Below are 14,449 nucleotides of genomic sequence, written 5' to 3' on the forward strand. Positions count from 1 at the left end.
CCAGCAGGCACAGCAGCCCCAGGCTCCAGCGCCAACCCTGGCCCCGCATGGCGACCACGCCGCCCCAACGCTGACGCACCGCCCAGGCGTAGGGCAGCAGCATCAGTGCCGGAACAAAGCCCACCCCTTTGCTGATGATGCCCAGGCCCATGGCTGCGCAAGCCAGGTAGAACCAGCCCCAGGCCGGCCCTAGCAGCAGGTGGCGGACCATACCGTAAAAGCCCAGCGCCACCCACAGGCACAGAAAACTGTCGATCTGCCCGGTGCGCAGGATGCTGTAGCTCTGGTACGTGGCCAGGAACAGCAACGCGGCAATCACGCCGATGCGCCGGTTCCACAGGCGTCGCCCGAGGTCGTGCAACACCCAGGTGATGGTCGCTGCCGACAGCAGCCCAGGCAGGTACAGCGCGACCTTGGGCGAGCCGCTCAGGTAGCTGAACAAGGCCACGGTCCACATGAACAGCGGCGGCTTGTCGCCATAGATTTCCGCTGCCCGGTGGGGGATGAACCAGTTGCCGCTTTGCAGCATTTCCAGGGCCACGCCGAGAAAGCGTTCTTCATCGACATTCATCGGCTGGCGCCAGCCGATACCTGCGCCCACCAGCAGCACCGCGAGGGCGATCAGGGCCCAGCGTTCGGCCCTGAGCGTCTTGAAGTTTGCCAAGGTCTATTCCTTCTGTTCCTGCTGGCGGGCGATCAATTGCAGGTTGCGCAGGTAGACCAGAAAGCCGAAGCTCTGGCCGATGATGAATACCGGGTCTTGCCGGTAGATGGCGTAGGTCAGCAGCAACGCGCTGCCGAGCATGCTCAGGTACCAGAAACCTACGGGTATCATGCTGCGGCGCTTGAATTCGCTGTACAGCCACTGCAACACGAAGCGCCCGGTGAACACCGCCTGGCCGGCGAAGCCGATGATCAGCCACAGGGTCTCGCGGGTCATCCTTCAAGCTCCTGCGGGCGCGTGTCCAGGCGCGTGCGGCGGATCAGCCACCACACCCCGAACAGGTCGAGGATGCCCACCAGGGCGCGGTCGAGGTTGCCATACTTGGAAACGCCGGCATGACGTGGCCGGTGGTTGACCGGGTGCACCAGCATGCGGCCGTTGTGGCGCAGAATCAGCGCCGGGATGAAACGGTGCATGTGGTCGAAGTAGGGCAGACGCAGGAACGCAGCGCGCTCGATCAGTTTCAGCCCGCAGCCGGTATCGGGCGTGGCGTCCTTGAGCAAGCGGCTGCGCAGGCCATTGGCAAACCGCGAGGCCCAGCGCTTGCTGGCGCTGTCGCGGCGGTTCACCCGGTGCCCGGCCACCAGCTTGACGCCGCCGGCCAAGTCCTGGTTCGCGCGCACCAGGGCGAGCATGCCGGGGATGTCGGCCGGGTCGTTCTGGCCGTCGCCGTCCAGGGTCGCCAACCAATGCCCGCGGGCCGCCTGTGCGGCATGCCACAGCGAAGTGCTCTGGCCCAGCGAACGGTCGTGACGGAGGATGCGCAGTTGCCTGTAGCCCTGGCTTTTCAGTTGCTGCAGTACGCTTACGGTGCGGTCGCTGCTGCCGTCATCGACTACCAGTACTTCATAGTTTTCGGCCGCCAGTGCACTGCGAATTTCCATCAGCAGTGACGGCAGGTTGTCGACCTCGTTCCTGGCGGGGATGAGTACCGAGAGGTCCAGTGGGTCTGTCATGGGGTTTCCTGTGATCTTGTTGGGATTGCTCGGCTCAGACCCGGTAGAAGTCCCGGTACCAGCCGACAAAGGCATTCACGCCGTATTCCAGGGACGTGGCTGGGGTAAAGTCGATCCAGCGCGCCAGCGAACCCACATCCGCCCAGGTTTCCAGCACGTCACCCGGTTGCAGGGGCAGGTAGTCGCGCCGCGCCTTGATCCCCAATGCGTCTTCGAGGCATTCGACAAAGTGCAACAGCCGCACGGGCTGGCCGCGGCCGATGTTGAACAGCTGGCAGGGCGGTTGGCCGGCGGCAGGTTGTGGCGGTTTCAGGCGCAACCGAACGACGCTCTCGACGATGTCGTCGATATAGGTGAAGTCGCGCCCCATCAGGCCATTGTTGTAAACCTCGATCGGCCGGCCTTCGAGCATGGCGCGGGTGAACTTGAACAACGCCATGTCGGGGCGCCCCCACGGCCCATACACGGTAAAAAACCGCAGGCCGGTGGTTGGCAGCTGGTAGAGGTGCGCATAGCTGTGCGCCATCAGCTCATTGGCGCGTTTGCTGGCGGCGTACAGCGACACCGGCTGTTCGGCCGGGTCGTCGACGCTGAAGGGCAGTTTGGCGTTGGCGCCGTACACCGAGCTGCTGGAGGCATAGATCAGGTGGCGCGGCGGATACTGGCGGCAGGCTTCGAGCACGTTGAGGAAACCCACCAGGTTGGCCTGGCCATAGGCACCGGGATTGTCCAGCGAATAGCGCACCCCGGCCTGGGCCGCCAGGTGGATGACTTCACTGAACGGCTGGCCGGCAAACAGCTGCTGCAGCTCGGCCGGGTTGGCGATGTCGAGGGGCTGGAAGCGGAAATTGGCGAAACCATGCAGCTGCTGCAGGCGTGCCCGTTTCAGTTCGACGCTGTAGTAGGCATTGAGGTCGTCGATGCCCACCACCTCGATGCCTGCCTCGCACAGGCGTCGCGCGAGGTGGAAGCCGATGAAGCCGGCGACGCCGGTAATCAGTACCGGCATGCTGGCTGCACCTGGCCACGGCCGATGCCGTAGTACGTCAGGCCGGCGGCGGCCATGTGTTCGGGTTCGAACAGGTTGCGCCCGTCGAACACCACGCGGTCGGTCAGCTGTTGCGGCACCTTGTCCAGGTTGAGCACGCGGTAGTCCTGCCATTCGGTGACGATCACCAGGGCATCTGCGCCCTTCAGCGCATCGTCCTTGCACGGCACCAGCTGCAGGTCGGCACGCGGGCCGTAATGGCGCTGGATTTCCTCCATGGCTTGCGGGTCATGGGCCTGCACCCGCGCACCTGCTGCCCACAACGCTTCGAGCAGGACCCGGCTGGAGGCTTCGCGGATGTCATTGGTGTTGGGCTTGAACGACAGCCCCCACAGGGCAAAGACCTTGCCCCGCAGGCCGCCTGGGTAATGGCGCTGGATCTTGCTGAACAGTCGGCCCTTTTGCTGTTGGTTGACCGACTCGACCGCGCGCAGCAGTTGCGGCTCGAAGCCTTCGGCCTCGGCGCTGCGGCGCAGGGCTTGCAGGTCCTTGGGGAAGCACGAGCCGCCGAAGCCGCAGCCGGCGTAGATGAAATCATAGCCGATGCGCGGGTCCGAGCCGATGCCCCGGCGTACCATTTCGATGTCGGCGCCCAGGTGCTCGGCCAGGTTGGCGATTTCATTGATGAAGGAGATCTTGGTCGCCAACATGCAGTTGGCCGCGTACTTGGTCAGTTCGGCACTGCGCGCATCCATGATCATGAGTTTTTCGCGGTTGCGGCTGAAGGGCAGGTACAACTCACGCAGCAACTCCACCTCGGCCGCCTCGGCGCCGCCGATGATGATGCGCTCCGGGCGCATGCAGTCGTCCACCGCAGAGCCTTCCTTGAGGAACTCGGGGTTGCTGATGACCTGAAAGCGGCTGGTGTCGGCCACGGCCTGGGCAATGCGCGCCTTGATGCGGTGCACCGTGCCGACCGGTGCGGTGGACTTGTTGACGATGACCTTGGGGCCGGTGGCATGTTCGAGGATGCAGTCGACCACGGCAAACACGTGCTTCAGGTCGGCGCTGCCATCGGCGTGGGGCGGGGTGCCCACCGCGATGAACTGCAGCCTGGCGTAGTTGGCTGCCTGTGCGGCGTCGGTGGTGAAGCGCAAGCGACCGCAGGCCAGGCTGTTCTCCAGCATCGGCGCCAGGCCGGGCTCGAAGATCGGGCACTGGCCTTCATTGAGTGCAGCGACCCGCTCGGCGTCGACATCCATGCACAACACCGAGTGCCCCACCTGCGCCAGGCACACTGCCTGGGTCAGGCCGACATAGCCGGTACCGAAAACCGTGACTTTCATCTGACAGCTCCTTGATAGGAAAGCTGAAAAAAAATGTCACAGTCTTGTTTAGATATTGTTACCTGCGCAGGTCATCGCCCTGTGCCGAATCAGTTTGCGCATGTAGATCGAGGATTGTGCGTGTGTAGTCCAAATCGCGGATGTGCGCCCTGGAGACATCTAAACTTACGAATGGCTCGCTACCTTGCTGAAGCAGCGCGCCATTCCATCCAATCGACCACCGTCACCCCGGAGCGGATGTCCCTCGCTGGCGATGGCCTTCTTGCAGAGGAGGGCAGGTCATGGACGAGGCACGGCTTCACGACTTCATGGGCAAGCTGGTGGGCGACATGGGCGCGGCGGCGACCCTGGCCAATGTCATTCTGGGCGACGAACTGGGGCTTTATCGGGCCATGGCCGACAGCCAGCCGACCAGCCCCGAGGCGCTGGCGGCAAAGACCGGCTGCCACCCGCGGCTGGTGCGCGAATGGCTGAACGCCCAAGCGGCGGCCGGCTACATGGTGCATGACAAGGGCCGGTTCGTGCTGCCCGAAGAGCAGGCCATGGCGCTGGCGCTGGAGGATTCCCCGGCTTACATGGCCGGCGGCGCAGCGGTGGTGGCGGCATTGTTCCACGACAAGGACAAGCTGGTGGCGGCCATGCGCGGCGATGGCGGGTTGGCCTGGGGCGACCATCACCCCTGCATGTTCAGCGGTACCGAACGGTTCTTCCGGCCGGGCTACCGCACGTTCCTGGTCAGCGAATGGCTGCCCGCGCTGGAGGGCGTAGTGGCCAGGCTGCAGGCCGGCGCCAAGGTGGCAGATGTGGGGTGCGGGCACGGTGCCTCGACCCTGGTGATGGCCCAGGCGTTTCCGGCTTCGACCTTTGTCGGTTATGACTACCATGGGCCTTCGATCACCACTGCCAACCAGCGGGCGCGAGAGGCGGGATTGACGGGCCGGGTCAGCTTCCAGCAAGCCAGCGCAAAGGACTACCCGGGGCATGATCACGACCTGGTGTGTTTCTTCGATTGCCTGCACGACATGGGCGACCCGGTGGGGGCGGCCAGGCATGCTTACCGGGCGCTCAAGGCGGACGGCACGGTGATGCTGGTGGAACCTTATGCCGAGGATTCACTGGACGGCAACCTGACGCCGGTCGGGCGGTTGTTCTATGCGGCGTCAACGTTTATCTGCACGCCGAACTCGCTGTCGCAGGAGGTGGGGCTTGGGCTGGGTGCGCAGGCCGGGGAGGCAAGATTGCGGGCAGTGTTCGAGGAGGCGGGCTTCAGGCGGTTTCGGCGGGCGACGCAGACGCCCTTCAACCTCATCCTGGAAGCGCGAAAGTAGCGGTCAGGCCAGCAACAACAGAAAGGGCGCCGCGATGGCGCCCTGTCTGTCTTGTTACTTAGGCTTCAGCGTCCCAGGGACGATCACCTTTTTCATCTTTGACGCGGGTCGGCAAGCCCATCACGTCCAGCGCCTTGAGGAACGGCTCGGCTGGCAGCTCCTCGACGTTGACCATGCGCTTGGCATCCCACTCACCACGCGCGACCAGCAGGGCTGCAGCCACTGGCGGTACGCCTGCGGTGTAGGAAATGCCCTGGCTGTCGGTCTCGGCGTAGGCTTCTTCGTGGTCGGCCACGTTGTAGATGAACACTTCGCGCGGCTGGCCATCCTTGGTGCCCTTGACCAGGTCACCGATGCAGGTCTTGCCGGTGTAGCCAGGGGCCAGGGAGGCCGGGTCTGGCAGCACGGCCTTGACCACTTTCAGCGGTACCACTTCCAGGCCTTCGGCGGTTTTCACCGGTTGCTCGCTGAGCAGGCCCAGGTTTTTCAGCACGGTGAACACATTAATGTAGTGCTCGCCGAAGCTCATCCAGAAACGCACGTTCGGCACGTTGAGGTTCTTCGAAATCGAGTGAACTTCATCGTGCCCGGTCAGGTACAGGTTCTGCGACCCTACCACGGGCAGGTCGTCGGTACGCTTGACCTCGAACATGCTGTTGCTGGTCCACTGGCTGTTCTGCCAGCTGTACACTTGCCCGGTGAACTCGCGGAAGTTGATTTCCGGGTCGAAGTTGGTAGCAAAGTACTTGCCATGCGAACCGGCATTGACGTCGAGAATGTCGATCGAATCAATGCTGTCGAAATACTGCTGCTGCGCCAGTTTGGCGTAGCTGTTCACCACACCCGGGTCGAATCCGACGCCGAGAATGGCGGTAATGTTCTTGGCCTGGCACTCTTCGAGGTGTTTCCACTCGTAGTTGCCGTACCACGGCGGGGTTTCGCAGATCTTGCCCGGCTCTTCGTGGATGGCGGTGTCCAGGTAGGCGACACCGGTATCGATGCAGGCACGCAGCACCGACATGTTGAGGAACGCGGAACCCACGTTGATCACGATCTGCGATTCGGTCTCGCGGATCAGTGCCTTGGTGGCCTCGACATCGAGGGCGTTGAGCGAGAAGGCCTGGATGTCGGCGGGTACCTTGAGGCTACCCTTGGCCTTGACGCTGTCGATGATGGCCTGGCATTTGGAGATGTTCCGTGACGCAATAGCGATACGACCCAGTTCGTCGTTATGCTGCGCGCACTTGTGGGCCACCACCTTGGCGACACCTCCTGCACCAATGATAAGAACGTTCTTCTTCAATTTATCCCTTGCTCCTTACTGAAAGCCGGTCTTACGACAGGCTGGAAACGTAGTCTTCAAAACCGAACTCGCGGACCACTTCGACGCTGCCGTCGAGTTGTTTGACCACAATGGAAGGCATCTTCAGACCGTTGAACCAGTTTTTCTTGACCATGGTGTAACCCGCGGTGTCGATGAACGACAGGCGGTCGCCGATGGCCAGCGGACGATCGAATTTGTACTCGCCGAAGATGTCACCGGCCAGGCACGATTTGCCGCAGACCATGTAGGTGTGCTCGCCGTCATTGGGGGCCATCTTGGCGTTGAGGCGGTAGATCAGCAGGTCGAGCAGGTGCGCTTCGATCGAGCTGTCGACCACGGCCAGGTGCTTGCCGTTGTACAGGGTGTCGAGCACGGTCACTTCCAGCGAGGCGCTGTTGGTGATGGCGGCTTCGCCGGGCTCCAGGTACACCTGCACGCCGTAGGTTTGCGAGAAAGCCTTGAGGCGCGCGCAGAACGCGTCGACCGCATAGTCTTCACCGGTGAAGTGGATGCCACCACCCAGGCTGACCCACTCGACCTTGTGCAGCAGGTGGCCGAAGCGCTCTTCGATGTGCGTGAGCATTTTGTCGAACAGGCTGAAGTCACCGTTCTCGCAGTTGTTGTGGAACATGAAGCCGGAGATCTGTTCGATCACCTTTTCGATCTTCTCCGGGTCCCACTCACCGAGGCGGCTGAACGGGCGGGCCGGGTCGGCCAGCAGGTAGTCGGAGCTGCTCACCTGCGGGTTGACACGCAAGCCGCGGACCTTGCCTTCGGACTGTTCGGCAAAGCGTTGCAGCTGGCCGATCGAGTTGAAGATGATCTTGTCGCAGTTCTCGAGCATTTCCTCGACCTCGTCGTCAGCCCACGCCACGCTGTAGGCGTGGGTTTCACCGGCGAACTTCTGGCGGCCGAGCTTGAGCTCGAAGAGGGAGGACGAGGTGGTGCCGTCCATGTACTGCTGCATCAGGTCGAATACCGACCAGGTCGCGAAGCACTTGAGTGCCAGCAGCGCCTTGGCGCCGGAGTGTTCACGCACGTAGGCGATCTTCTCCATGTTGCTGAGAAGCTTGGTTTTATCGATGAGGTAATACGGCGTCTTGATCATTTAAAGGCCCCCGGCCAGGCCGGCCAAAAAAAGGACACGCATTGTGCCTTCACTTGCCGCAGACCGAAAGGGTGCGATACGCATTTCGTCAGGGTTGACGACATTGCGAAGGGATTTTTCGGTTGCGGCGGGCTCAGTAGATCAGTGGCATGTGACTATCGTAATCACCGGAGAAGGACTGAATTGATGTGACGGATGGCACCGGCGCAGGCAACCTCAATCCGCCTGCTGCAACCACGCCTGAATCTGTTCCAGAGTCGCCGTAGCCCCGCCGCAGACCACCACCAGTACATTCTGGAAACTCCCCAGCCTGCTCGGGTCATAGGCCAAGGCCAACGCTGCCCCACAGGCCGGCTCGACCAGTACGCGGTGGTCCAGCAGGAACCGCTCGCAGGCCTCCAGCGCGGCGCGGTCGCTGACCAGGTGGCTGCGCACCGGATGCTGCTGCGTGCATGCCAGCGCCTGGTCAGCAACACGTTTGGCGCCCAACGACGTTGCCACCGAGGCGAGGCGCTCCAGCTCCACGGAATGCCCTGCCTGCATGGCCGCATGCAGCGACGCCGCCCCCGTGGTTTCGACCGCCAGTACCGGAACATCGTCCCAGCCATTGCGCCGCAGCCCTTCGACCACGCCGCTGAGCAAGCCGCCGCCGCCCACCGACAGCACCACGGCGTCCGGCTTCAGGCCGGCCTCGGCCACTTCATCCACCAGGCTGGCATGCCCGGCCCACAGCAGCGGGTCGTCGAACGGGTGGATGAAGGCGTCATTCGGGCCGACCAGGGTCTGGGCCAATGTGTTGGCCTCCTGCCAGGAGCTGCCATGTACCACCACCTTGGCGTCCTCGAGGCACAACAGCTGCCTGGCCCGCTCGGTAGTGGTCTCTGGCACCACCACGGTCACCGGCACGCCCAGCTTGCGCCCGGCATAGGCTACCGCCAGGCCGGCATTGCCCCCGGAAGATGACACGAAATGCTGTGCGCCACGCGCCTTGTGCACCTCGCAGGCGTGGCCCACGCCGCGCAGCTTGAACGAGCCGCAGGGCTGCAGGGCATCGAGCTTGAGCCAGATGTTGCGACCAGCGGCCAGCGACAGCGGTCGGGATTCGATCAGGGGTGTGTGGATATGCAAGGTCATTGGCTGGCTCCGCGCAGTTGCTCTAGGTAGTTGTAAATGGTGTATCGGGTCACGCCGAGGGCGCTGGCGGCTTTTTCCACGCCGCCCTTGACGATGAACAGGCCACGCTCTTGCATCACCCGTACGGCCTCGACCTTGGCCTGCTTGTTCATGCGCCCCTGGCCACTTTGCAGGGAGGCCTGGATGATCTCGCTCATCAGCAGTTCCATGTCGGCGGGTTCGCTGGCAGCGGGCTCGGCGCCCAGTGGCTGGAACTGTTGTAGAAAATTCATGGCGGCGGCCAGGTCGGTGACGTCGGTGTTGACGCACAGGCTGGCGAAGGGGTGGCCGGTGCTGTCGCGGAATATCGCCGTGGCACTGCGCAGGGTGCGGCCTTTGAGGGTGGTGGGGTAATCTGGCAGTACCACGGGCTCGCAGCCGCGCTGGTCCGCCGAGGCCTGCATCAGCGCCTTGAAGCCCTGGTCCTGCTCCGGGGCGGCAAGGATCGGGCTGCCGACGCTGCGGCCGGAAAGCTGGCCATTGACGATCGCCACCACGGAATGCTCCGGGTGGTCCAGGTCATGCAGGAGGATTTCCATGTTGCGTGCGGCAACGCTGCCCAAGGCCTGGATGGCGGCCTTGAGCACGGTGAGGGTGAGCTGGCGTTCTTCGTTGGGGGAAATGGGCATGACAAATCACAAAGTCAACGTTTTGTGTATTTTTACACATTAAGTTGAATTTCGCGATGTGTGTTGTTTTTGCCGACCTGATCGCCGGCAAGCCAGCTCCCACAGGGACCGCATGGCCTTAGGGCAATGTGATCGGTGTGGGAGCTGGCTTGCCAGCGATGGGCTGCGCAGCAGCCCCGATACTCAGCCCAGTGCCGGCGTGCGCGGCGGGACCATGCGGCGCGAGCCGGTCGCCTCAAAGGCGGCACCGAAGGTCAGTAGCGCATTGTCACTGTAGGCCCGCCCGGCAAAGGTCAGCCCGACCGGCATGCCGATATCGGCCATCACACCCATCGGTACCGTAACCGTCGGTACGCCCAGGTGGCGGATCGCCAGGTTGCCGTTGGCCACCCAGATACCGTTGCTCCAGGCGATATCCGCCGATGCCGGGTTGACGTCGGCATCCGCCGGGCCCACGTCGGCCACGGTGGGGAACAGCACCGCATCCAGGCCAAGCCTGTCCATCCAGTCTTCCAGGTCCAGTTTGCGGGTGCGCTCCAGGCCGCGCAGGCCATCGGGCAGAGTCTCGATCTGGTCCCAGGTCTTCAGGCCGCGCTTGGCCATGTTGACGTATTCGTCCATGCCGGCGGCCAGGTCGTCTTCACGGTTAGGCAAGGTGCCGGGGTCGTGGGGGAAGATCAGCAGCCCGTCGACATCGGCCAGGCGGTTGAGCTTGGGGTCGTCGTTGGCACGCAGGAAATCGTCAAAGCCCCAGCCCGACAGCTCCCACAATTCGTCATGCAGGAATGCCTTGCTGACGATGCCGCGGTTGTACACGGTTGGCGCGCCCGGGCGGTCGCCTTCGCAGTTGGATACCAGCGGGAAGTCCACTTCCAGTACTTCGGCGCCGGCCGCTTCCAGGGCCTTGCGGGCCTGCTGCCACAGGTCGATCACCGTGGCACGGGTATTGATGCGCTGGCCGGTCGGGCCGCCGATGCCTGGTTTTTCCGAGGTGCCGGCTTCGGCATCGGCATTGATGTACATGCGCGGTACGCCAAAGCGCTTGCCCTTGAGCGCGCTGGCATCCACTGCCAGTTCAAGATACGAAGCCGGGCGCACGGTGGAGGCCGCCGGAATCGGCACCCAAGGTTGTAGGCGCCACAGGTCGCCGCGCTTGTCGGCGTCATCGGCGACCACCACGTCGAGAATTTCCAGCAGATCGGCCATGGTGCGGGCATAAGGCACCACCACGTCCATGGTCGGGGTCAGCGGCCAGTTGCCACGTACCGAAATCACCCCGCGTGACGGTGTGTAGGCACACAGGCCGTTGTTGGACGCCGGGCCGCGGCCGCTGGACCAGGTTTCTTCGGCCAGGCCGAACGCACTGAAGCTGGCGGCGGTGGCGGTGCCGGCCCCGTTGGACGAGCCCGAGGCGAATGGCGCGGTCAGGTAGTTGGCGTTGTACGGGCTTTCGGCACGGCCATAAACACCGCGCTGCATGCCACCGTTGGCCATGGGCGGCATGTTGGTCTTGCCCAGGCACACAGCGCCGGCGGCGCGCAGGCGCTCGATGGTGAAGGCGTCGCGCTGGGCGACCAGGTCCTTGAAGGCCGGGCTGCCGGATGCAGCGGTCAGGCCCTTGACCAGGTAGCTGTCCTTGGCGGTGTAGGGGATGCCGTCCAGCGGGCTCAGCACCTGGCCGCTGGCACGGCGAGCGTCGGATGCCTCGGCTTCTTTCAGCGCCTCCGGGTTGCGCACCACTACGGCGTTCAGGGCGGTGGCGGTATCGGCGCCGTTGTAGGCATCGATACGTGCCAGGTAGGCCTTGACCAGCTCGACCGCTGTCGTGCGGCCCGACTCGAGCGCGTCGCGCAGCTCGGCAATGGAAACCTCGGTTACCTCGATCATGCGTTCACCAAAAAATGTGCAGGTGGGGGCTAATGCGAGGAGTGTACAAGAAGGGCTTGGCGGAAGCAGGTTTGCGCAGGGGCAAATGGTTTTGTGCAGGCAGGCATTGTCCAGCGTTGCGTGGGCCTTTTGCAGGAGCGCCTCGGCAAGGTCGCTCCTCCACGGGGCGGGCGTCAGCGTGCCAGGTCAGCAGCCGCATGCCGCTCCGGCACCTGCGTGTCTTCATCGCCCCAGGTCCGATTCACCCGGGTGCCTCGCTGCACCGCCGGGCGCTGGGCGATTTCCTCGGCCCAGCGCAGCACATGCGGATACTCCTGCACCGCCAGGAATTCGGCCGCGTCATACACGGTGCCGCGAACCAGCTGGCCGTACCAGGACCACACGGCGATATCGGCAATGCTGTATTCCTCGCCACCCAGGTAGCGGCTTTCCGCCAGGCGGCGGTCGAGCACATCCAGCTGGCGCTTGGCTTCCATGGTGAAGCGGTTGATCGCGTACTCGATTTTTTCCGGCGCGTACACATAGAAGTGGCCAAAACCACCGCCCAGGTAAGGCGCCGCGCCCATTTGCCAGAACAGCCAGTTCAGCGTTTCAGTGCGCGCGGCGGGAGTCTTTGGCAGCAATTCGCCGAACTTTTCCGCCAGGTACAGCAGAATCGAGCCCGACTCGAACACCCGTACCGGCGGCTCGACGCTGCGGTCGAGCAGGGCGGGTATCTTCGAGTTGGGGTTGACCTGCACAAAGCCGCTGGAAAACTGGTCGCCCTCGCCGATGCGGATCAGCCAGGCATCGTATTCGGCTCCGGCATGGCCCAATGCAAGCAGCTCTTCCAGGGCAATGGTGACCTTTACGCCATTGGGCGTGGCCAGGGAGTAGAGCTGCAGCGGGTGTTCACCCTGCGGCAGGTCTTTGTCATGGGTCGGACCGGCAACCGGGCGGTTGATGCTGGCGAACTGGCCACCGGACCCTGCACTGTTGCGCCAGACCTTGGGCGGCACGTAAGCGGGCTTGCTCATGCATGAATCTCCTTCAATGGCGCGAAACGGTCACGTAAGTACGTGGACCTGTATCTATGCCACGGGTTCGGCGAAATGCGCAAATGCACAGGGCGCAAGCGCGCGATGCATGGCGATGGTTTCATCCAGTTTTCATCTGCTGCAGCGCCACCCGGCTCTATGCTGGGGTATCGCTGAGCCCAGCGAGGAGCCCCCTGCCGATGAGTATCCGACGTTGCCTGTTGACGCTGGCCCTGCTCGGCGGCCTGCTGGCACAAGCTGAGGCCGCGCCCTGGGTTGCCGGATTGCACCACATGATCCTCGCCGACCCGGTCGATGCCCGGCCCATGCAAGCGCTGGCGTTCTACCCAGCCGTTGGCACTATCCGCAGCACCCGTGTCGACGGTTACCCGGTCGAGGTGGCCGAAGAGGCGCCCGTAGCCATGGGGCGCTTTCCGCTGCTGGTACTGTCCCACGGCAACACCGGCAGCCCGTTGGCCCTGCATTACCTGGCCACCTCGCTGGCGCGCCAGGGGTTTGTCGTGGTGGCGGTGGTTCACCCCGGTGACAACGCCCGGGATCACAGCCGCCTGGGCACTCTGAGCAACCTCTATGGCCGACCGCTGCAGGTCAGTGCCGCAATCACGGCGGCCCGCAACGATGAATTGGTCGGGCCTTTCCTGAACGAGGGCAAGGTCGGTGTGATTGGCTACTCGGCCGGCGGTGAAACCGCATTGATCCTGTCTGGAGCACGCCCCGACCTGGACCGTCTGCGCCAGTACTGCCTGGAGCGCCCGAACGATGCCGATGCCTGCAAGACCCACGGTGTGCTGATTGCCGACCGCAGCGAGCTGGCGCCCCAGGCAGACCCGCGCGTGGGGGCGGTGGTGTTGATGGCGCCGCTGAGCCTGCTGTTCGGCCGCCATGCCCTGGCCGGGGTGCAGGTGCCGGCGCTGATCTACAGCGGCGACAGCGATCAGCTGGTGGCCGTGGACCGCAACGCCGAGGCTTTGGTCCGCAAGCTCCCGGTCACGCCAGACTACCGCCTGTTGGCCGGCGCCGGGCATTTCGTGTTCATGGCCCGTTGCGATGCCGAGCAGCATGCGCGGATGCCGGCGCTGTGCAAGGATGCCGAAGGCGTGGACCGCCGGCATATTCATCACTCATTGCAGCAGGAAACGGCAGCGTTCTTCAGCCAGGTGCTAGGTGCGCCACAAGCCGACGAGCGCTCAGCTGCGTCCAGCGCGCCGCGCCAGTAACAACGTCAGGCCTACCCCCGCCAGGGCGAGCAGGGCCGCCACGCAGAAAATCGAGGCATAGCCAAGGTGCACGGCGACAGCGCCCATCAGCGGGCCAGCAATGGCCAGCGCCATGTCGAAGAACACCGCATACGCCCCCAGCCCTGCGCCACGGCTGCTGCTGGGCACCTGCCTGATCGCTTCGACGCCCAGCGCCGGGTACACCAACGACAGTCCGAAGCCGGTCAGCCCTGCGCCAACCAACGCCCAGGGCGGTGAAGGTGCCAGCCACAGCAGGCCCAGGCCGAGCACTTCGGTGGCCATGCAGGCTACTGCCACGTTATAGCCACCGAAACGGTTGACCGCGTTGACGAACAACAGCCGCGAAATGATGAAACACACGCCAAAGGCACTCAGGCACCAGGCAGCGCCTGCCCAGCCGCGCTCCAGGTAATACAGGGTGACGAAGGTGGTAAGGGTGCCGTAGCCGATCGAGGCCAGGGTCAGGCCAAGGCCGCACGGTGCAACCCGGCTGAACGCCGACCAGAAGGGCAGGCGTTCGCCGCGCACCACCACCACGTCGGGCCGTTTGCGCAACACCAGCAAGGCAACGGTCGCCAGTACCAGCAAAGCCGGCCCCAGGACGCTGAAATCCAGCCCCTCCACGGCCACCACACCCAGTGGCGCACCGATGGCGATGGCGCCATAGGAAGCGATCCCGTTCCATGAAATTACCCGCGCGGTGTGCTCGGG

At 64.0% G+C, this 14,449-nt stretch carries 14 protein-coding genes; 2 read left to right on the forward strand and 12 right to left on the reverse strand.

Annotated elements, in window-relative coordinates; translation table 11 throughout:
* From HP547_RS18460 to HP547_RS18480, 5 genes are all read right to left on the reverse strand, one after another.
* Window positions 1–664: glycosyltransferase family 39 protein (locus HP547_RS18460; RefSeq protein ID WP_172287038.1), on the reverse strand; the 664-nt coding region annotated here is incomplete at its 3' end.
* Window positions 665–667: 3 nt separating this feature from the next.
* Window positions 668–940 carry a lipid-A-disaccharide synthase N-terminal domain-containing protein gene (locus tag HP547_RS18465; protein ID WP_172230592.1) on the reverse strand — a complete coding sequence of 91 codons (273 nt, stop codon included), beginning with the start codon at window positions 938–940 and terminating at the stop codon, window positions 668–670.
* Window positions 937–1,680: a glycosyltransferase family 2 protein gene (locus tag HP547_RS18470; RefSeq protein ID WP_172287039.1), complete on the reverse strand. Its 744-nt coding sequence runs from the start codon at window positions 1,678–1,680 to the stop codon at window positions 937–939. Before HP547_RS18470 ends, HP547_RS18465 begins: the two co-directional genes overlap by 4 nt.
* A 34-nt stretch (window positions 1,681–1,714) precedes the next feature.
* On the reverse strand, window positions 1,715–2,689 hold the full coding sequence (locus HP547_RS18475) for an NAD-dependent epimerase/dehydratase family protein (protein WP_172287040.1): 975 nt from the start codon (window positions 2,687–2,689) through the stop codon (window positions 1,715–1,717).
* Window positions 2,677–4,014: a UDP-glucose/GDP-mannose dehydrogenase family protein gene (locus HP547_RS18480; RefSeq protein WP_172287041.1), complete on the reverse strand. Its 1,338-nt coding sequence runs from the start codon at window positions 4,012–4,014 to the stop codon at window positions 2,677–2,679. The genes HP547_RS18475 and HP547_RS18480 overlap by 13 nt, the downstream gene beginning before the upstream one ends.
* Before the next feature lie 281 nt (window positions 4,015–4,295).
* Between HP547_RS18480 and HP547_RS18485 the strand changes: the two genes are divergently transcribed.
* Window positions 4,296–5,342, forward strand: coding sequence for a class I SAM-dependent methyltransferase (locus tag HP547_RS18485; RefSeq protein WP_172229879.1), 1,047 nt, complete (start codon window positions 4,296–4,298; stop codon window positions 5,340–5,342).
* A gap of 58 nt (window positions 5,343–5,400) precedes the next feature.
* Here HP547_RS18485 and HP547_RS18490 read toward each other — a convergent pair whose 3' ends face one another.
* The 6 genes from HP547_RS18490 to yghU form a co-directional block, all read right to left on the reverse strand.
* Window positions 5,401–6,645, reverse strand: a complete 1,245-nt coding sequence (locus HP547_RS18490) for a saccharopine dehydrogenase family protein (protein WP_172229882.1) — start codon at window positions 6,643–6,645, stop codon at window positions 5,401–5,403.
* 31 nt (window positions 6,646–6,676) lie between these two features.
* Entirely contained in the window at window positions 6,677–7,774 is a 1,098-nt protein-coding gene (locus HP547_RS18495; protein WP_172229885.1) for a carboxynorspermidine decarboxylase, read from the reverse strand.
* A 216-nt stretch (window positions 7,775–7,990) separates the two neighbouring features.
* The gene (locus HP547_RS18500) at window positions 7,991–8,908 is read right to left on the reverse strand and encodes a pyridoxal-phosphate dependent enzyme (RefSeq protein ID WP_172287042.1); all 918 of its coding nucleotides are present in this window, start codon (window positions 8,906–8,908) and stop codon (window positions 7,991–7,993) included.
* On the reverse strand, window positions 8,905–9,576 hold the full coding sequence (locus HP547_RS18505; protein WP_172229891.1) for a transcriptional regulator: 672 nt from the start codon (window positions 9,574–9,576) through the stop codon (window positions 8,905–8,907). The genes HP547_RS18500 and HP547_RS18505 overlap by 4 nt, the downstream gene beginning before the upstream one ends.
* Window positions 9,577–9,759: 183 nt before the next feature.
* A complete protein-coding gene (locus HP547_RS18510) occupies window positions 9,760–11,463 on the reverse strand; it encodes an amidase (RefSeq protein WP_172287043.1) in 1,704 nt (567 codons plus the stop codon).
* 173 nt (window positions 11,464–11,636) lie between these two features.
* Window positions 11,637–12,479 carry a glutathione-dependent disulfide-bond oxidoreductase gene (yghU, locus tag HP547_RS18515; protein WP_172287044.1) on the reverse strand — a complete coding sequence of 281 codons (843 nt, stop codon included), beginning with the start codon at window positions 12,477–12,479 and terminating at the stop codon, window positions 11,637–11,639.
* A 200-nt stretch (window positions 12,480–12,679) separates the two neighbouring features.
* Between yghU and HP547_RS18520 the strand changes: the two genes are divergently transcribed.
* Window positions 12,680–13,717, forward strand: a complete 1,038-nt coding sequence (locus HP547_RS18520) for a dienelactone hydrolase (protein WP_172287045.1) — start codon at window positions 12,680–12,682, stop codon at window positions 13,715–13,717.
* Here HP547_RS18520 and HP547_RS18525 read toward each other — a convergent pair.
* Window positions 13,688–14,449 (reverse strand): MFS transporter (locus HP547_RS18525; RefSeq protein WP_172287046.1); only part of this gene is annotated, 762 nt, incomplete at its 5' end. The genes HP547_RS18520 and HP547_RS18525 overlap by 30 nt on opposite strands.

This window comes from Pseudomonas sp. CM27 (assembly GCF_013179515.1).
Lineage (GTDB): Bacteria > Pseudomonadota > Gammaproteobacteria > Pseudomonadales > Pseudomonadaceae > Aquipseudomonas.